Raw genomic sequence first — 18,406 nt, forward strand, 5'->3', positions numbered from 1 at the left:
GGTACGGAACCCTAGGCAGCTTTGCGCAGGCAGGCCATGTAAAAGCCGTCCATGCCGCCGCGATCAGCCCAATAATCAGGCCGCAGGCGCAACCCGCCTTCTTCGGTGATCCAGGCGGGATCAACGCCGGGCAGGTCTAACGCGTCACGATCCACCGTCATGTCTGGGAACATGTCCAAAGCCTCTTCGACCTGACACTCGCCCTCGTCTGGCAACAGCGAGCAAGTGCAGAACAGCAGCCGCCCGCCAGGCTTCACCAGCGTCCAGGCATGAGCCAGCATCTGGGCTTGCAATTCGATCAGCGGTCCAAATTCGCTGCCGTCCTTGGCATGGGGCAGGTCGGGGTGGCGGCGGATGGTGCCGGTGGCCGAACAAGGTGCATCCAACAGCACGGCATCATATTGCCCTTGCTGTTCCAGCGCATCGCCCACGATCAGCGAAGCCACAAACCCGGTGCGGTTCAGGTTTTGCTGCACCCGTTCCATGCGACCTTTGGATATATCAACTGCTGTGACCTTGGCACCGGCAGCAGCCATTTGCATTGTTTTACCACCGGGAGCCGCGCAAAGATCCAGTGCGGTTTCGCCAGCTTTCATGTTCAACACTTGCGCTGGTAGAGCAGCAGCTGCGTCCTGCACCCACCATGTACCGTCATTGTACCCCGGCAGCGCTGTGACCTGCCCGGCTTCAGCTAGCCGAATCGAACCGGTGGGCAGGGCTTCGCCGCCTAATGCAGACTGATCGGTGCCGTGTTTACTGCTGATATCCAATGGCGCACCGGCAAAATGTGCTTTCTCAATCTCGAGCATTTCAGGATTTCCCCAAGCCTGTGCCAAGGGGCTGCGCAGCCATTTGGGCAGGCGGGGCACACGCATGGTGCCCCAGTTTTCTGGGCCCTCATCTGCGATCTTGCGTAAGACAGCGTTGACCAAGCCTTTGAGTTTCCCGTGACGTTTGTGTTTTGAGACGATCTCGACCATGGAATTTACCACGCCGTGTGCCGCTTCTCCCTGACACAGTTCGACGGTTCCCACTCGAAGGGCGTTGTGGACCATCAGCGGGGTTGCTTTTCGCAGGTGCTTTTTCAACAGCCGGTCGGCGCGTTCGAGCCCGCGCAGGGTTTCTATCGCCAAGCGCTGGGCGCGTGCACGATCTTCGGGAGGGAGTTTGTCCAGTGCACCTGCCGACAGAATCTCCGGCAGCAACCGGCCTTCACCGAGAACCTGGTCCAGCAGGTAGATAGCGCTGCGGCGTGCTTGAGTGGCCGATTGCTTGGTGGGTTTGGACATGGTCGGCTCCTAGAACGGGCAGGGTGCGGGTTGTTCCCGCGAGACAGGGGCGTATATCATGGGTTCAGCATAAAGGAACCCGCGATGAGCGATCAAACTCCAACTGTTAAGCCTGACCTGCCACCTGCCGCTATTCGGGCCTTGGCCGAGGCCGAAGAGCGCCGCAAGGCAGCTGAGGGTAAAGCGCCGCCGCCCAAAGAGTTGGGCGGGCGCGATGGATTGGACCCCGCCCGGTATGGCGATTGGGAGAAAAAGGGCATCGCCATCGATTTTTGAGTTGATAGGTGGAGTTGGGGGCTAGCCCCCAAACCCCCAGGATATTTATGGCCAGATGAAGGCCGGATCCCTTATTCTCCGTAAGGGACCCAGATGTTTTTCACCTCGGTTGCGGCTTGCAGGAAACGCTTGGTGTGATCCTGCGACCAGTCCAGTGCCTGAGAGTTGTTGACCCAGGTGCGTTTCAGGTTGCCTGCCGAGGCCGCCTCGATGGTCGAGGACAGGTCGCTGGACGAGAAGCTCCAGACCGCGTCAACGTTCAAGTGAGCAGCCAGCGGTTTGGCGACCTCGGTGTGGTTGCCGGTCAGGATGTTGACCACGCCAGCAGGCACGTCCGAGGTTTCCAGGATCTGGTAGAAATCCGTTGCGGCCAGCGGATAGGGGTGCGAGGCAGACAGGATGACCCGGTTGCCCATGGCGATGGCCGGGGCCATTACGGAAACCAGTCCCAGCAGTGGAGCGTCGTCGGCACAAAGCGCGCCGATGATACCTACGGGTTCCTTCATCGCCAGAGCGACACCGCGAATTGGAACGTTGTGCACCTGTCCATCGTATTTATCGGCCCAGGCCGCAGCAGTGAACAGGCGCTGGATTGAGGTCTCGACCTCGGCAGTACCAGTTTTCTTGCCGGTCATGGTGTTGATGCGCTGGGCGAACTCATCCGCGCGTGCCGACAGATTTTCGCCGAGATAGTACAGGATCTGGGCGCGCAGATGGCCAGTGGTCTTGCCCCAGCCCTTGGCTGCGGCTGCGGCCTCAACCGCGTTACGCACATCTTTGCGGTTGGCAATGCCCACATGGCCCAACAATGCGCCGGACTTGCCGTAGACTGCCTGTGAGTAGCCACTGTCAGGCCGCGCCTGTTTGCCGCCGATATACATCTTGGCGGTACGGTCCAGTGGGTCAGCAGGGGCTCCGTCACCGGTAAAGGGTTTGACCAATTCCAGTGGTTTAGTTGTGGCCGTTGGCTTGGTATAGGCGCTCAGTCCTTCCCAACCGCCTTCACGGCCAAAGCCGCTCTCGCGCACGCCGCCAAAGCCGGCAGCAGCGTCGAACATGTTGGTGCCGTTGATCCAGACCACGCCTGCCACCAGTTTGGGCGCGATATCCAGCGCCAGATTGACGTTCTCGCTCCATAGTGTGGCAGCCAGACCGTAGCGGGTGTTGTTGGCCATCTCGACCGCCTCACCCGGGGTGCGGAAAGTGGTGGAGACAAGAACCGGGCCAAAGATCTCTTCCTGCATCAGGGTATCTGATGTGGTCAAACCTTCGATCAGGGTGGGTGGGTAGAAACAACCACCTGCAGGCATGTCGATCTTGGCTTGGTACATGTCACCCGCTGTGTTGGCGGCGACCAATTCGGTGATGGTGTTTAGCTGAACCGGGTCAACCACCGCGCCAACGTCGATGCACTTGTCCAGCGGGTTGCCGATACGCAGCTTGTCCATGCGGGCGCGCAGCTTGGTGTGGAAAGCTTCGGAAATACCTTCTTGTACCAGCAGACGTGACCCGGCACAGCAAACCTGGCCCTGATTGAACCAGATGGCATCGACCAGACCTTCGATGGCGGAATCGATGTCAGCATCGTCAAACACGATATAGGGGCTCTTGCCGCCCAGCTCGAGTGTCAGAGATTTACCGGAACCAGCGGTGGCTTCGCGAATGCGACGGCCCACCGAGGTGGAGCCGGTAAAGGCAATTTTGTCGACTTCGGCTGTGGTGATCATTTCACCCACGGCACCGTCGCCGGTAACGATATTGACCACGCCTGCAGGTAGACCGGCCTGTTTGCAGATGTCGGCAAACAGCATCGCGGTTAGCGAGGTGTATTCTGCGGGTTTCAGCACCACGGTATTGCCCATGGCAATGGCCGGGGCGATTTTCCAGGCCAGCATCAGCAGCGGGAAGTTCCAGGGGATGATTTGACCGCAAACACCCAGAGCCTGTACGTCGGGCAGTTCGCTGTCCATCAGCTGCGCCATGCCCGCGTGGTAATAGAAATGCCGCTGGGCCAGTGGGATGTCGATATCCCGCGACTCACGAATGGGTTTGCCGTTGTCGAGTGTTTCCAACACCGCAGCCAGACGGGAATGTTTTTGCAGCAAACGCGCAATGGCATAGAGGTACTTGGCACGGCCCGGACCTCCCAGTGCTTCCCACTTGGGCTGTGCTTTGCGCGCGGCGGCAACAGCGGCGTCCACATCATCTTGTGTCGCCTGTGTCAGGGTTGCCAGAACCTCACCCGTGGCCGGGTTGCGGCTCTCAAAACCATCTGCAGGCGTGGTGAAAGAGCCATCAATGTAATGACCAAAGCGGTCGCCCTGATCTACCAGCCAAGCCAGAGCTTCAACTGCGCTTTCGGGGGCTGGGCCATAGTCCATGGTCTCAAAAATCTCTTTGATTGACATAATTCAGATCCCTTATCCCATCGCGTGGCGGTAGCCCGCCGAATATGCGCCAGTGATGTGGTGTTCCAGCTGACGTTCGATATCACCCAGCAGAGACGAAGCACCAAAACGGAACAGGTCTGGTTGCAGCCAGCGATCGCCCAGCTCTTCTTTGATCAGCGCCAGATAGGTGATCGCGTCCTTGGCCTTGGAAATTCCACCAGCCGGTTTGTAGCCAACGCGGTATCCGGTGGCGTCGTAATAGTCGCGGATGGCGCGGATCATCACCAGCGATACGGGCAAGGTTGCGTTGACGCTTTCCTTGCCAGTCGAGGTTTTGATGAAATCAGCCCCGGCCATCATGCAGATCAATGAGGCCCGCGCGACGTTGCGCAGGGTGCCCAGTTCGCCAGTGGCAAGGATCGCCTTGACGTGGGCTTCGCCACAGGCAACGCGAAACGCCTTCATTTCTTCATACAGGGCTTGCCAGTTCTGGGTCAGCACGTGGCGGCGCGAGATTACGATATCGATCTCTTTGGCACCTGCTTTGACGCTTTCCTCGATCTCGGCAATGCGTAGGTGAAACGGCGACAGGCCCGCCGGGAAACCGGTTGAAACGGCTGCAACGGGAATGTTTGTTCCCTCCAGAGCCTTTACTGCCGGGGCAATCATGTCGTGGTAAACACAAACCGCGCCAGTGGTAATACCTTCCATATCCAAGGACTGTAGCAACGCAGGGCTGACAGGTTGCCGGGCCTTGGCACACAAGCGGCGGACCCGACCAACGGTGTCATCACCCGACAGGGTGGTCAGGTCGATCAGCGAGATTGCCTTGAGCAACCATGCGGCTTGATAGTCTTTCTTGACACTACGGCGACCGGGCAGGCTGGCGGCGCGGCGCTCAATAGCCGAAGTATTGGCCTGCACCGAGGCGACCCAGTCCAGGTCCAGAGCCATACCGGGGTTGCGCGGCTCTACCAGTTGACCGTTTTGTTCTATTGTTTGGCTGTCCATCATGACGTCCTCGAATGTTCGTCGTAACGGTGACACGGGTGAGGCCGCTCCGCAAGCGAACGGAGCGCAATCCGCACAAAAAATTTGACTAGTTGGACAAATTTTTGATTCTTTTTGCGAATAAGTCGCAATTGCGTTGACTTAGTTGAGAATGGTTCTCATATTCAATCCAAATAGAACGCTTAAAAGGACTCCGTTCATGTGGATTCGCCAGTTTGCCCTGTTAGGGATGATGATTGTGATGTCGCTGCCAATGGTGGCTGGCCGGGCGCTGGCCGAGGCTCCACTGAAAGTGGTCGCAACCACCGGCATGATCGCGGATGCCGCGCGTCAGATTGGTGGCGATCTGGTCGAAGTCCGCGGCTTGATGGGGCCGGGTGTTGACCCGCATGCCTATCGCCAGACCCGGTCCGATATCGTGGCGATGACACGTGCTGACCTAGTGCTGTGGCATGGCCTGTACCTAGAGGCCCAGATGGGTGAGTTTTTCCATGACCTAGCGCGCAAACGTCAGGTGGTTGCAGTGGCCGAAGGTCTGCCCAAGGACATCCTTCGTAGCCATGATACCTATGAAGACAAGTATGACCCGCATGTCTGGATGACACCCGTGCTGTGGAAGCTGGTGGTGGTCGAAGTACAAAAAGCCCTGACCAGCGCACGACCGGAAGCGGCAGGCATCTTTGCGGCCAACGCGGAAAGCCATCTGGCAGAGCTGGATCAGTTGATTGCCTATGGTGACAAGGTTCTAGCCACTGTGCCGGATCGCAACAAGGTGCTTGTTACGGCCCACGACGCCTTTGGCTATTTTGGCCAATCTTACGGGTTCGAAGTTCTGGGCATTCAGGGTATCTCAACCCAGTCCGAGGCGGGCCTGAACCGGATCGGCGAGCTGGTAAACATGTTGGTTGAACGTCAGATCGATGCGGTGTTTGTCGAAAGCTCGGTTTCGGATCGTTCTATGCGGGCGCTGATCGAGGGCGCCTCTGCACAAGGCCACGAAGTCCGTGTTGGCGGCGAGCTGTTCTCGGACGCAATGGGTGCCGATGGCACTTATGAGGGCACCTATATCGGCATGCTGGACCACAATATCTCGACCATTGGCGGCGCGCTGGGCGCCGAAGTGCCGGATCGTGGTATGGCTGGCAAACTGTCGGCGGGGTCCTGAACATGTTGGATCTGGCAAGCAGTAATGGACAAGTCACGCAAGAGCAGGGGTTAGAGAATAGCCCACTGGCAATCCGCGGACTGACAGTCTCTTACGGTCAGAAACCCGCTGTGTTCTCGGTCGATATGACGGTTGAACCGGGCAAGATGACAGCAATCATCGGTCCCAATGGTGCTGGCAAATCCACCATGCTCAAGGCTGCACTGGGGATTGTGCCACCAGTGTCAGGTCAGGTGCAGGTTTTTGGTCAGCCGCTGGATGATCAGCGCGCCCGTATTGCCTATGTACCGCAACGCGCCAGCGTAGACTGGGATTTCCCAACCCGTGTGATTGACGTGGTCTTGATGGGCCTCTACCGCGAACTGGGCCTGCTGGGCCGTCTGCGTGGAGATCACAAGGCCAAGGCGATGGATTGTCTGGATCGTGTGGGTATGGGTGACTTTGCCACCCGACAGATTGGCCAGCTTTCGGGTGGTCAACAACAGCGTGTGTTTCTGGCGCGGGCTTTGGCGCAGGGCGCGGATCTGTATCTGCTGGACGAACCCTTTGCCGGGGTGGATGCCGCAACCGAAAAAGCGATCATCAGCGTACTGAAATCCCTGCGTGAAGCGGGTAAAACCGTGGTGGTAGTCCACCATGATTTGGCGACCGTGTCCGACTATTTCGACAATGTCTTCCTGATCAACACCCGCAAAGTGGCCGAGGGATCGGTGGCTGAGGCCTTTACCGCTGACACGTTGCAAGCGGCCTATGGTGGCCGTCTGGCAACGGCGCAGGTGGATCAGCTCGCAATGGCGCTGGGGTAACTGACATGTTGATCGATGCTCTGCTGTTGCAGCTTGGCTATAACGCCACGCTGGTGGCCATTGGTGCGACCTTGTTGGGAGTTTCAGCAGGCGTCACTGGTACTTTTCTGTTCCTGCGCAAACGGGCTTTGGTAAGTGATGCAATCTCGCATGCGACTTTGCCCGGTGTCTGCCTAGCCTTTATCCTGATGGCCAGTTTTGGTGGTGACGGGCGCAACCTGATTGGGTTGCTGCTGGGGTCTGCGGTATCTGCAAGTGCGGGCCTGTGGTGCCTGAACTGGCTGACCCGCAACACCCGCCTGGCCGAGGATGCGGCTATTGGTGCAGTGTTGTCGGTGTTCTTTGGCTTTGGCGTTGTTCTTCTGACCGTGATCCAGACACTAGGCGTTGGACGTCAGGCAGGCCTCGAAGGGTTCTTGTTGGGATCAACCGCCGGAATGCTCTGGGCTGATGCGCTGGTGATTGCGGCAGGTGGCGCGGTGACATTGTTGCTGATCCTGTTGATCCGCCGCCCGATGACACTGGTGGCCTTTGATCCCGAATATGCCGCCGCTCGTGGTCTCCCGGTCAGTAAAATCGACATGGCAATGATGGGGCTGGTGATGGCGGTGACCGTTGTGGGGCTCAAGATCGTGGGCTTGATCCTGATCGTGGCCTTGTTGATCATCCCACCTGTTGCCGCGCGGTTCTGGACTGAACGATCCGACTATGTGGTTCTGCTGGCAGGGCTTTTGGGCGGCGTGTCGGCCTATGTTGGAGCTGCGCTGTCGGCTTCGGCCCCGAACCTGCCAACCGGCCCGATCATTGTGCTGATGAGCTTTGTCCTGTTCCTGATCTCGCTGCTGTTTGCCCCAAACCGGGGTGTTTTGGCAGCGGTGATGCGCCATTTCAGGTTCCAGCGCCGTGTGCATATGCGCCAGGGTTTGCTGGCATTGGCCCAAGGGCAACCGATTTATGAAAACCTGACCCTGCGGCTGTTGCGTCGGCGCGGCTTTGTGCGGGCCGATGGTGTGGCCACCGACAAAGGCAAGGCCCGCGCAGCCAAGGCACTGCGGGACGAACGCCGCTGGGCGGTGGTGCGCAGCGATCAGGCACACGAGGCGGCTGCGGCCCTGTATGACGGGTTGCGCCAAATTGAGACTGTGTTGACCCAAGACCAGATTGCCGAGGTTGATCGACAAATTGGCGGCCCCAAGGAGGTTCTGGCATGAGCGGTGAAGAGTTTGTCCCCCTGTCGCTGACCCCGCTGCTGATTGGCATATTCGCTGCGGTCGCATGTGCGCTGCCGGGGAATTTCCTGTTGCTGCGCAAGCAAGCGCTGATTGGTGACGCCATCAGCCATGTGGTGCTGCCCGGTATCGTTGTGGCGTTCTTGCTGACTGGAGCGATTTCTGCCGCGCCGATGATGTTGGGCGCCGCTGGGGCGGCAGTGGTGGCCGTTGTGATGATCGAAGCGATCCGCCGTCTGGGTCGGATTGAACCGGGCGCAGCGATGGGTGTGGTGTTCACCACCATGTTCGCCGGTGGTGTGTTGCTGCTAGAGCAAACCGATACATCCTCGGTGCATCTGGATGTGGAGCATGCGCTTTATGGCAACTTGGAAAGCCTAATCTGGCTTGATGCTACAGGCTGGTCCTCGCTGCTGGATCCGCAAGCCCTGGCCCATCTTCCCGTCGAACTGCCCCGCATGGGTTTGACCCTGCTAGCGGTATCTCTGTTTATCGTTTTGTTCTGGCGTGTGCTGAAGATCTCAACCTTTGATGAAGGCTTTGCCCAGACGATGGGCATCCGCACTAACCTGTTGGGCATGGCGCTGGTGATCACAGCTGCGGTGGCGGCAGTGGCGGCGTTTGACGCCGTAGGATCGATCATCGTGATCGCTATGTTTATCTGTCCACCTGCGGCGGCGCGGATGATGTCGAACCGGCTGGAAGGACAAGTAGGGTGGAGCGTTGGCTTTGCAGTGCTGTCGGCTACGCTGGGTTATGTTCTCGCCGGTTACGGACCACTGTGGCTGGGCGCGCAGGATGCTGTCAGCGCAGCGGGAATGATCGCCACGGTTTCCGGCATCATACTTGCCATTGCTGCCCGATTTGGCCCTTGCCGCACCCGCAGCGGCGCGCCCGTTGGGGTATAAAGCGGCCCTCTATTGGGCTGGTAGAATCTCTCACCTCTGCTAAATTTAGCGATATGAATACGCCAGACCCCCAAATCAGCGACACCGACCGCCCTGTCATCCGCCAGCTGGACGATGCTGCCATCAACCGGATTGCGGCGGGTGAGGTGGTGGAACGACCAGCCTCGGCCGTGAAAGAGCTGGTGGAAAACGCGATTGATGCGGGTGCGCGTCGGATCGGGATAGAAATTGCCGATGGTGGTAAAACCCTGATCCGCATAACCGATGATGGCTGTGGCATGTCGCCCGAGGACCTGCCGCTGGCGCTGTCACGCCATGCGACATCAAAGATCGACGGGTCAGACCTTTTGAACATCCACACTTTTGGCTTTCGGGGTGAGGCATTGCCCAGTCTGGGCGCGGTGGGACGGCTAAGCATCACCAGCCGGGCCGAAGGTCATGATGCGGCCCAGATTAAAGTGGCGGGCGGCACAATGGAGCCGGTGCGCCCGGCGGCGCTGCGATCAGGCACCGTGGTGGAGCTGTCAGATCTTTTCTACGCCACACCGGCGCGGTTGAAGTTCATGCGCACGGATCGGGCCGAGTCGCAGGCGATCTCAGATGTCATCAAACGGCTGGCGATGGCGGAGCCCTCGATTGGGTTTACCCTGCGTGATGTGTCGGGCGGCGGGCAAGGACGGGTCACGTTCCGCGCTGATCCGCTGAGTGGCGATCTGTTTGATGCGCTACATGGGCGGTTGGCCTCGGTTCTGGGGCGCGAGTTTGCCGAGAATGCGCTGAAGATTGATGCCAACCGTGATGGTATTCGCTTGTACGGCTATGCAGCCTTGCCAACCTATTCACGCGGTGCTGCGGTGGCGCAGTTCCTATTCGTCAATACGCGGCCGGTGAAAGACAAAATGCTGCAGGGCGCCCTGCGGGGGGCTTATTTCGATTTTCTGAGTCGGGACCGCCATCCAGCGGCAGCGCTGTTTATTGATTGCGACCCTGAAATGGTCGATGTGAACGTGCACCCGGCCAAATCCGAAGTGCGGTTCCGAGACCCCGGCATTGCCCGCGGGTTGATCGTGTCCTCGCTGCGCCACGCTCTGGCTGAGGCCGGACATCGAGCCTCAACCACTGTAGGCAGTGCCACATTGGGTGCGATGACGCCGGAACCTGTTGCCACGCCGGGTATGCCGCCACGCGTCTATCAGATGGATCGCCCATCCATGGCGGCGCGTGGCGTATCTTATGCCGCCCAACGCCCGGCAGATCTGCCTCCTAGTATGGGTTTTTCCGAGTTGGCGGAGAGTTATAGCGGCCAACTGGTCGAAGCCCCGGGGCCCACGTCGGATGCGGGAGAGGTCACCGCGCCCGGGGCCGAGCAGCTGCCGCTTGGTGCGGCGCGCGGGCAGGTGCATGAAAACTATATCATCGCCCAGACCGCTGACGGAATGGTGATTGTGGATCAGCACGCCGCACATGAGCGGTTGGTCTATGAGAAGCTGAAGAACCAGATGGCCGAAAACGGTGTTGCGGCGCAGGCCCTGCTAATCCCCGAGATTGTTGAACTGAGCGATAACGACAGCGCCAAGTTGCTGGAAGTGGCCGATGAACTGGCCAAGTTTGGGCTGGGGATTGAACCCTTTGGCGGTGGCGCCGTGGCGGTGCGCGAAACCCCGGCCATTCTGGGGGAGGTCAACGCCGAGGCGATGATCAAGGATGTTCTGGACGAGTTGGACGATCAGGGCAGCAGCCAGCTGGTGCAGGCCAAGGTTGAAGCGATCCTGAGCCGGGTAGCTTGTCACGGCTCAATCCGATCAGGCCGTCGTATGCGCGGTGAAGAGATGAACGCCCTGTTGCGCGAGATGGAGGCGACGCCCCATTCGGGCCAGTGCAACCATGGGCGCCCCACCTATGTCGAATTGAAACTGACCGATATTGAACGGTTATTTGGGCGCAGCTAGATTTGGAGGGTTGGTTGCGATCCAAAGAAACTGCTCTGACGGACACAATTTTAAATGTGAGCGATAGAAAAAATGGCGATACCAAGCGATATTCTTTTCAGATTGGACTTAGAGATGGAAGGTCTACCGCTAAACCTTCTGGAAGAAGGTTTAGTCGGCAACGGAACCGAAAAGACGATCGAATTTGTTACAAACACAATCATTTTTGTTCGGCAGATTGAGACAAAGAAGATCATTATTCAGGATGACTTGATGGAATTTGAAGACTGTGCATGCCCAGAAGCTGACTTTTATGCCTTTATGGAGCAAAGATATTCTGGTGGTGCTTATCTTCAGTAGGTTTTGGTGAGCAGAGCTCTCACATTAGGTGTCCAAGAAAAAAAGACTGGGAGTTTTCCTGTGCAGATAGATCCAACCTTGTGGCCAGTCGTTGCCATTGCACTGGCGGCGTCTGCCGTTTTGTTTGCGGTTCTATGGCTGCTGACGCGCAAGCAAATCGCGATTGTCGACGACCTGAGGCACGAAAATATTGAGCTGCGCCAGACCTGTGCTGCAATGCAGACCGAGGTTGCGCGACTGCCCGAGCTAACTGGGGAACTGGCCGCACTGCGACAGCTGCGTGACGGGGAACTAGCAGCACGGCATCAGGCCGAGGCCGAGGTGCGGGCGCTGAAAAGCGAGCATGAGGTGCGGCTGGAAGAGCTGGGCAAGATGAATAAGCAGTTGGAGCATAAGTTTGCGGCGATGGCTTCCGGGGCGCTGAAGCAGAATTCCGAAAACTTTTTGTCACTGGTCAGCGAGCGGTTCAAATCGCATTCACAAACAGCTGATGCGGACTTGGCGAAACGTCATGCGGCGATTGAGGGCTTGGTCAAACCGCTGGATGAAAAGCTGGGCCAGTTTGGCGAGCGGATCAAAGAGATCGAACAGGCCCGGACCGAGGCTTATGGCGCCATTCGCGAACAGGTGAAGACCCTGACCGAAGGACAGGCGGCTTTGGGTGGAGAAACCCGTAAGCTGGTGCAGGCATTGCGCGCGCCCAAGACCCGTGGCCGTTGGGGCGAGATGCAGTTACGACAAGTGTTTGATATGGCTGGCATGGCCGAGCATGTGGATTATGATCTGGAGAAGAGCCTGGGCACCGACGACGGGCTACGCCGTCCGGATGCAATTGTGCGCATTCCCGGTGGCAAGAGCATCGTTGTGGATGCCAAGACCCCGCTTGAGGCTTATCTGGATGCACTGGAGGCGGAAACGCCTGACCAGCAACAAGAGCATCTGATGCGGCATGCAGGACATGTGCGGACCCATGTGAAACAGCTGTCGTCCAAAGCCTACCAAAACGCATTGGGCGAGACACCGGATTTTGTGGTGATGTTTATCCCCGGAGAAACCTTTGTCTCAGCCGCGGTCGAGGCGGATACAGGTCTGATTGAATATGCGTTTGAAAACAAGGTTCTGATTGCCACGCCAACCACTTTGATGGCGCTTGTGAAGTCCATTGCCTATGGCTGGCAGCAGGAAAAGATGGCCGAAAATGCGGTGGAAGTGCAGCAGACTGCCAAGGAGCTGTACGACCGGTTGGCTGTGTTCTCGCGCAATCTGGCCAGTGTTGGCAAATCCCTGTCCTCATCCGTCAGCAACTACAACAAGGCGGTGGGCTCACTAGAAGCACGTGTGCTGCCCTCGGCTCGGAAGTTCGAGGCAATGGGTGTTGTTGCCTCAGACGCCGAACTGGCATCGCCAGCACAGGTGGAAAGTGATGCGCGGCAGTTGACTGATTTGTCGGGCGAAGAATAATTTGGCAGCGCGATGCAAAGAGTGGGTAGAACTTTGGAAATTTGTTCCTAAATGCTGAAAGCCCGCCATGTTATTGAGGCCAGAAGGTAAATGAGCGTACTCGCACCGGACAATGCCCTGCTGAAGAAGGCAGAGGTGGAAGCTGAACAGGTGGTTTCCCTGCTGCGGATTGCTGTCGCCCTTGGTCTGTTGGCGATGTTCTTTCTAGCAGTAAAGGGCAGTAACAGTTCGCCTGAAAACTACCTGCGCCGACAGTGGTTTTTCGCTGTAGCGACCATGAGTTCCTATCTGTTGATCGGCGTAATCTCACTTTGGATGGCGCGATCAGGGCGCATTCGCGACTGGATGGTCTGGCCGTTGGTCACGGTGGATTGCCTGTTCATGCTGGCTAACGCATGGGCTGGTTTGGCAAACACCGGCTTGCCGGGAGAGTTGACGTTTATTCTGCCGCCAACTTGGTTGGTGCCGGTGATTCTGGCCTTTACAGTGCTGCGGTTTAATCCGTTTTTGCAGGCTTATTGTGTTGCCCTGATTGCTGCTGGTTTGGCGGGGCTATCGCTGTGGCAACCAGAGGCGGTGACACCGTTTGTAGTAGAACGTGCGCAGATTCTTTTATCCGGCCCGCCCAATATCATCCGTGTTACAATGATTGTCCTTGGCGGGTTGGTGCTGGTTGTTGCGGCTTGGCGGACCCGTCGATTGGTTTATCGATCTATTACTGAGGCCCAGCAAAAAGCCAATCTGACACGTTACCTGCCAGCGCAATTGACTAATCGCCTAGCCGTCGCCAGCCTAGATGAGTTGCGCCGGGGCGAGCGGCAAAACATGGGTGTTCTGTTTATCGATATCCGGGGATTTACCCGCTGGTCGCAGGACCGCGACCCAAATGAGGTTGGCCAGTTTATCACTGATTTCCGCAGCCGGGTGCAGATTTGCGCCGATGCCAGCGATGGTATGGTTGATAAGTTCATTGGGGATGCAGCCATGGTCCTGTTCGAGGGCGACGATGCGGCATCTCGGTCCGTCAGCTGCGCAATGGCGCTGGAACAGGGGATGATGGAATGGTCCGATGAGCGCAGAACAGCGGGAGAGGGGGATGTTGCGGTTGGCATTGGCCTGCACTGGGGCGAGGTGTTCTCGGGCGTGGTGGGGGATCCGCAGCGGCTTGAATACACGGTGTTTGGCGACACGGTGAACACCGCATCACGGTTGGAGCAACTGACCAAGCAAGAGAGCCAGACCACCATTGCTTCGGCTGCGGTGTTGCAGGCCGCATCGGTGGCGCCCGCGTCGAATGGGTGGAGCCCGCTGCCAGCCGCCGAGCTACGCGGGCGCAGCGGCGGCATCGAAATCTTCGGACGCCGCTAAACCCGTCGTCGCGCCTGAGTTGTTCCAGATCAAAGATTAACCCGGAAGCTGGTTTATCTGTTATGCTGAAACCATGCAGATAGAAGGAGCCGGGCCATGCTGGGAATTTCAGTACGCAAAATAGCGCAAGTGGCGATGATGGCACGCGAGTTGCATCGGGCCGAAGGTGAGTTGCGTGCCTTTATTGATCGCCTAAATGAAGATGAACAGGCCGCGTTGGTCGCAGTGATGTGGATCGGCCGCGAGAGCTTCTTTGCCGAAGATCTGGCGGAGGCAATATTAACTGCCAGACGAGATGCCTCGACCCCTTGTGCGGATTACTTGTTGGGATCGCCCCATTTGGCGGATCATCTGGAAAATGGTCTGGATGCGTTGGGGTTCTCGGCGCAGGAGGCAGAAGACAGCTTAATGTAGTCCTTGCGGTCTTGGAAAATCTCCGGGGGAGCCTTTCAGGCAAGGACGGGCGGAGCCCATACGCAGGCAAGGGAGTCTGTGCAATTGAGGGGGCAGCCCCTCAAACTTCCCGGGATATTTTTGGCCAGATGAACAAACGGTAGGATGGGGCCCGCAATGGGCAGGCCCCAGATCAATTTATGCCTGATGGTCGATCAGCTGTAGGTGTTGTGCTAATTCGCCAATCTGTTGCATCCAGCCCGCAACCAATTTTGGATCGCTAGGTGCAGCATGTACTCCGGCGGACATCTGCCCGTTCATCGCAGCTTCGATTGCAAAGGAAACCGGGATCGAAACCAGTCGTGCCATTGCGGTGCTGTCGGCATCGCCCCAGGCATCCATCACATAGGTTTTGTGCCAGACCTCTGCCCCGTCTTTTTCAGCCTTGAGTGCCACGCAGAGCACCACGCGGTCAGGGTCGTTTTCACCGTAGGCGTTGTCGTTCCAGAACTGGTCGGACATTTCTTTGAGCCGGGCATCACCTGACGGGCCTTCCAGAGTTTCGACCTCTTTGAAGACACCGTCCCAGGCCTCAGCCCAGCCATTCAGGCGCAGGGTGCCGCGGACGAATTCCTTGACCGACCAATTCTCGCCGAACTCATACTGCTGCATGAACGGGATAGAGTCGCGGTTTGGATAAACCTCAAAGCTTTCGGGTGAGGGCAGCGGTGCTGTGTAGCTCGAGATGGCATCCCATGGGCGGGCTACATCCAGCTCTTTGAAGTCGCGGACCGATTTTGAGGGCGAACGCAGGGCCTTGAGCACACCCAGCGGTGACCAGCTGAATTTGTAGCGGAAGTCATTGGCGATCTTGGGGATACCGCCGCAATAAGAGATGAAGCTGATCTCGTTGCCTGCGTCATAGGCAGCGGACGCCTTGTAGTCATCAACCAGCGCGTGGGCCATCAGGTGATCAATGCCCGGATCCAGTCCAACCTCGTTGATCACGGCAACACCCGCGGCGCGGGCTTTGTCGTTCAGCGCGCGCATTTCAGGTGCGATGTAAGAGGACGAGACAAAATGCGCTTCTTTGGAGATAGCCAGTTCTGCCAGTTGCACATGCCAGTCACCGGGCAGCATTGAAACGATGACATCACCTTTGGTGACGCGGGCGGTCAGGGTGTCGATGTCGAACGCTTGAATATTCTGGGTCAGATCGCCAACAGCTTCTTCTGCCTTGGCTGTTGTGCGGTTCCACACCGCAACGTCGTGCCCCGCCTGCAATAGGCGACGCAGACCAGGAATGGCCGATAGGCCAGTGCCACACCAGTGGATGGTCATGAGTGTTTCCCCTCAGATGGATTTCATGGTCGCTGTAGCGACCAAAGTTGGCTTTGACTAGTCTTAGGTGTGTTCTGCAAAGGTGGCGGCAGCACGACCCCAGACGCCGGCCTCTAGATTGGCCAGTGTTAGAAGCGATGGCAGCAGCTGTTCGGCGTAGTCTTGCGAGCTTTCAACCGGCAGCATTGACGGCAAGTTGTCGATCGCCATCACGTCTAAAACCGGATCATTTGCCACCCGCAAGGCCGGGGCCTCCCATGTGGTGGCGCGGTCATAAACCGGCACTGGATTGTAGTCACTATCCGGGTCACAGGCGACGTCCCCAATGGCGGTCAACTTGCGCGGTGCGTTCAAGGCATCCTGAGGCACAAACACTGGCGTGCCGGGGCGGGCAAAGATGCAGTTCAGGAACATGTCGTGATTCAGGATCTCGGGGAAAGGGCCGCCTTTGGCAGTTTCAGCCATATCCCATTTGGTGACCGAGACGTCCATTGCTTCGCACAAGTCAGCGGCACCGGTGCCCACGCGACCCAAAGCACCGATGACAATGACGGAGGGACGGTTTGCACAAATGGCGTTTAGCTCCGCGCCAAGCTCACTCAGCAAGGCATCTTTGCTGGGGTAGATGCCAACCGGACCACAGGTTTCACCGCGCTGTTGGGCGACCCAGGTTTTCAGTGTGACCGCAGCACCGGCGTAACCAGCCCAGTATCCAAAAGCGGCAACACGGCGGCCGCTTTCATTCACCAGATACTCTAGATCAAACAGCGTGCCACCACCGACCTTGAACCGGTCCAGCAGCGCCTTGCCTGAATGCTGCCCCTTAAAGGCATGGCCAAACATGATGTGGCGGTGTGGCAACGGAGTGCCGTCCTCGGGCAATTCCTTGAGCCCAAAGATGATCGCGTCAGCCGGGGCCTGTGGCCAGCTGTTTTCCGGCGCAATGTCACAGCCCGCATCGACATAGCCTTGCAATGGGATTGCCCGTACCGAGCTTTCCTCAACGGTGACCTTGATCCCAGCCTCCATCAGCGCCTTGGCACCTGTTGGGGTCAGGCCAACCCGATCTTCGTTGAGCCGTTGTTCAGCCCGAACCCAGAGATGTGTCATTGTCATGTCCTTTACAGCATACCGGCCGCGTAAACGGCGCGGACTGAGTCGCGTTGTTCCATTGCTGCAATGAATGCTTTGATTTTTGGGAAGTCGTCAAGCGTTACCCCGTCACCTTCCAGCCAGGTGCAGACCACGTAGAGGTAGCAGTCGGCTAGGCTCACCTCGTCACCCAGAACAAAAGGCCCGCGCAGGCCCTTCGAACTGATGTAGGCACAGCAATCAGCCATGGTTTGTGGCACCTTGGCGGTCATGTCCTTGTGTGAGGCTGGCTTGTCCGCCCAGCGATGTCCACGCATTTTGTGGGCATGGGCGACATGCATGGTTGAGGCAAGGTAGAACATCACCTCGCGCATACGCGCGGCCATGACCGGATCACTGGGAAGCAGATTCGCCTGTGGTGCCTGATCTGCAATGAACTCCAGCAAGGCACCGGTTTCAGTCAGGATGCCGCCGTCGATAACCAAGGCAGGAACGCGCCCCTTGGGATTGATCTGTGCGTATGTGGGTGAGGCCTGCTCGTTCTTGGCAAAGTCGATTTTGATTGCCTCATGCTCAATCCCGGCCTCTTGCAAAGCAATGGCCACGGCGATCGAGATGGTGCGCGGAGCGTAATAAAGCTGCATGTCAAATCCTAACGAAACGAGGGTGATACTGGGTTACAGGTGGGTCTGGGCATAGTGACGGTCGGGGTCTTCGAGATGCGGAACCGCGTTGAACAAGGCAGGGCAAAGATGCCCGCCGATGGGGTGCAACCGGTGCATTGACGTGTTCATAATTGCCAGCGCCATACGGGCAGTTGCCAGAGTGTCCAGTTTCAGTGCCAGCCGCATTGCGATTGAGATTAACCCGCCTGATGTCACAACCAGCGCTGGTCCTTCACCTTTGGAAATATCACTCAGGGCACCGCGCACCCGGTTCTCAAAATCACGCCAGCTTTCGGGTGGGTTTTCAATCTCGTCGGCCTGCCAGGCGGCAAACACCTTGGGGAGGTGCTCAACAAAGCCTTCGCGTTCAGTTGGAATTTCCAGCCCGTGCTGTTGTTCCATCAACTGGGCGAGGCTGAAATACTCCATCTCATTCAGCCGCGGATCATGGCTGATGTTTTCGGCAACCCCCATGCCTTGGGCGGTCTCAATGTGGCGGGTCAATGTTCCACAAAACACCCGAGGATGATGCTGGCCGCTGTCTTTCAAATGGGCGCCTAGCCAGGCAGCCTGCTGATGCCCCAAAGTGCTCAGCTTATCATAACTGTCCTCATCCCGGGCCTCGGTGTTGGCCTGTCCGTGACGAATGAGCGTGATGTGAGACATGCGGCGGTTCCCTGTGCTGACTGGCAAGTCTTAGGCGAGCTTGGAGGCAGAGAAAAGA

17 protein-coding genes are annotated in these 18,406 nt (G+C 57.9%); 10 read left to right on the forward strand and 7 right to left on the reverse strand.

From position 1 onward, the window contains the following. Positions 1-11: 11 nt before the first annotated feature. Complete coding sequence (locus AC2T28_RS05490; protein ID WP_486747933.1) at positions 12-1,289, reverse strand: RsmB/NOP family class I SAM-dependent RNA methyltransferase; 1,278 nt, start codon at positions 1,287-1,289, stop codon at positions 12-14. A gap of 84 nt (positions 1,290-1,373) precedes the next feature. Here AC2T28_RS05490 and AC2T28_RS05495 point away from each other — a divergent pair, with 84 nt between their 5' ends. Continuing rightward, positions 1,374-1,565, forward strand: a complete 192-nt coding sequence (locus AC2T28_RS05495) for a DUF1674 domain-containing protein (protein ID WP_486747934.1) — start codon at positions 1,374-1,376, stop codon at positions 1,563-1,565. A gap of 71 nt (positions 1,566-1,636) precedes the next feature. Here AC2T28_RS05495 and AC2T28_RS05500 read toward each other — a convergent pair whose 3' ends face one another. Next, on the reverse strand, positions 1,637-3,973 hold the full coding sequence (locus AC2T28_RS05500) for an aldehyde dehydrogenase family protein (RefSeq protein ID WP_486747935.1): 2,337 nt from the start codon (positions 3,971-3,973) through the stop codon (positions 1,637-1,639). 12 nt (positions 3,974-3,985) lie between these two features. Beyond that, complete coding sequence (deoC, locus tag AC2T28_RS05505; RefSeq protein ID WP_486747936.1) at positions 3,986-4,966, reverse strand: deoxyribose-phosphate aldolase; 981 nt, start codon at positions 4,964-4,966, stop codon at positions 3,986-3,988. Positions 4,967-5,165: 199 nt separating this feature from the next. On the opposite strand from deoC, the gene AC2T28_RS05510 reads away from it, so the two are divergent. The 9 genes from AC2T28_RS05510 (at position 5,166) to AC2T28_RS05550 (ending at position 14,605) form a co-directional block, all read left to right on the forward strand. Beyond that, positions 5,166-6,131 (forward strand): metal ABC transporter solute-binding protein, Zn/Mn family, encoded by a 966-nt coding sequence (locus tag AC2T28_RS05510; RefSeq protein WP_486747937.1) that lies wholly within the window; start codon positions 5,166-5,168, stop codon positions 6,129-6,131. 2 nt (positions 6,132-6,133) lie between these two features. Further along, entirely contained in the window at positions 6,134-6,937 is an 804-nt protein-coding gene (locus tag AC2T28_RS05515; RefSeq protein ID WP_486747938.1) for a metal ABC transporter ATP-binding protein, read from the forward strand. 5 nt (positions 6,938-6,942) lie between these two features. Further along, entirely contained in the window at positions 6,943-8,148 is a 1,206-nt protein-coding gene (locus tag AC2T28_RS05520) for a metal ABC transporter permease (protein WP_486747939.1), read from the forward strand. Further along, positions 8,145-9,074, forward strand: a complete 930-nt coding sequence (locus tag AC2T28_RS05525) for a metal ABC transporter permease (RefSeq protein ID WP_486747940.1) — start codon at positions 8,145-8,147, stop codon at positions 9,072-9,074. The genes AC2T28_RS05520 and AC2T28_RS05525 overlap by 4 nt, the downstream gene beginning before the upstream one ends. 53 nt (positions 9,075-9,127) lie before the next feature. Continuing rightward, entirely contained in the window at positions 9,128-11,023 is a 1,896-nt protein-coding gene (mutL, locus tag AC2T28_RS05530) for a DNA mismatch repair endonuclease MutL (RefSeq protein ID WP_486747941.1), read from the forward strand. A 72-nt stretch (positions 11,024-11,095) separates the two neighbouring features. Next, positions 11,096-11,362, forward strand: coding sequence for a hypothetical protein (locus AC2T28_RS05535; protein WP_486747942.1), 267 nt, complete (start codon positions 11,096-11,098; stop codon positions 11,360-11,362). Between the two features lie 60 nt (positions 11,363-11,422). Continuing rightward, positions 11,423-12,823, forward strand: a complete 1,401-nt coding sequence (locus tag AC2T28_RS05540; protein ID WP_486747943.1) for a DNA recombination protein RmuC — start codon at positions 11,423-11,425, stop codon at positions 12,821-12,823. A 90-nt stretch (positions 12,824-12,913) separates the two neighbouring features. Further along, positions 12,914-14,191 carry an adenylate/guanylate cyclase domain-containing protein gene (locus AC2T28_RS05545; protein WP_486747944.1) on the forward strand — a complete coding sequence of 426 codons (1,278 nt, stop codon included), beginning with the start codon at positions 12,914-12,916 and terminating at the stop codon, positions 14,189-14,191. A gap of 96 nt (positions 14,192-14,287) precedes the next feature. Beyond that, on the forward strand, positions 14,288-14,605 hold the full coding sequence (locus AC2T28_RS05550; RefSeq protein WP_486747945.1) for a DUF3775 domain-containing protein: 318 nt from the start codon (positions 14,288-14,290) through the stop codon (positions 14,603-14,605). A 177-nt stretch (positions 14,606-14,782) separates the two neighbouring features. On the opposite strand, the gene AC2T28_RS05555 is transcribed toward AC2T28_RS05550, so the two are convergent. The 4 genes from AC2T28_RS05555 to AC2T28_RS05570 form a co-directional block, all read right to left on the reverse strand. After that, positions 14,783-15,925 (reverse strand): saccharopine dehydrogenase family protein, encoded by a 1,143-nt coding sequence (locus AC2T28_RS05555; protein WP_486747946.1) that lies wholly within the window; start codon positions 15,923-15,925, stop codon positions 14,783-14,785. A 63-nt stretch (positions 15,926-15,988) separates the two neighbouring features. Continuing rightward, positions 15,989-17,035, reverse strand: coding sequence for a saccharopine dehydrogenase (locus AC2T28_RS05560; RefSeq protein ID WP_486747947.1), 1,047 nt, complete (start codon positions 17,033-17,035; stop codon positions 15,989-15,991). An 11-nt stretch (positions 17,036-17,046) separates the two neighbouring features. After that, positions 17,047-17,661: a glutathione S-transferase family protein gene (locus AC2T28_RS05565; protein ID WP_486747948.1), complete on the reverse strand. Its 615-nt coding sequence runs from the start codon at positions 17,659-17,661 to the stop codon at positions 17,047-17,049. Between the two features lie 33 nt (positions 17,662-17,694). Next, positions 17,695-18,348, reverse strand: a complete 654-nt coding sequence (locus tag AC2T28_RS05570; protein WP_486747949.1) for a histidine phosphatase family protein — start codon at positions 18,346-18,348, stop codon at positions 17,695-17,697. Positions 18,349-18,406 lie beyond the last annotated feature (58 nt).

This window comes from Parasedimentitalea nitratireducens (assembly GCF_057444295.1).